Consider the following 570-nt stretch of genomic DNA (forward strand, 5'->3'; position numbering starts at 1 on the left):
TTACTCGATGATCTTCGAGACCACGCCGGCGCCGACGGTACGGCCGCCTTCGCGGATGGCGAAGCGCAGGCCTTCGTCCATTGCCACCGGGTTGATCAGGGTGACGACCATCTTGACGTTGTCACCCGGCATCACCATTTCGACGCCTTCCGGCAGAGCAGCTGCGCCGGTGATGTCGGTGGTGCGGAAGTAGAACTGCGGACGGTAGCCGTTGAAGAACGGGGTGTGACGGCCGCCCTCGTCCTTCGACAGGACGTAGACTTCGCCTTCGAACTTGGTGTGCGGCTTGATCGAACCCGGCTTGGCCAGAACCTGGCCACGCTCGACGTCGTCACGCTTGGTGCCGCGCAGCAGCAGGCCAGCGTTGTCGCCTGCCTGACCCTGGTCCAGCAGCTTGCGGAACATTTCAACGCCGGTCACGGTGGTCTTCTGCACCGGACGGATGCCGACGATTTCGATTTCGTCGCCAACCTTGATCACGCCGCGCTCGATACGACCGGTCACCACGGTGCCGCGGCCCGAGATCGAGAACACGTCTTCCACCGGCATCAGGAACGGCTTGTCGATCGC

1 protein-coding gene is annotated in these 570 nt (G+C 63.3%); it reads right to left on the reverse strand.

The window, feature by feature from the left end:
• Positions 1–570: EF-Tu C-terminal domain-related protein (locus R1L06_RS20445; RefSeq protein WP_317218594.1), on the reverse strand; the 570-nt coding region annotated here is incomplete at its 5' end.

This window comes from Stenotrophomonas mexicanensis, from assembly GCF_032911605.1.
Lineage (GTDB): Bacteria > Pseudomonadota > Gammaproteobacteria > Xanthomonadales > Xanthomonadaceae > Stenotrophomonas > Stenotrophomonas maltophilia_A.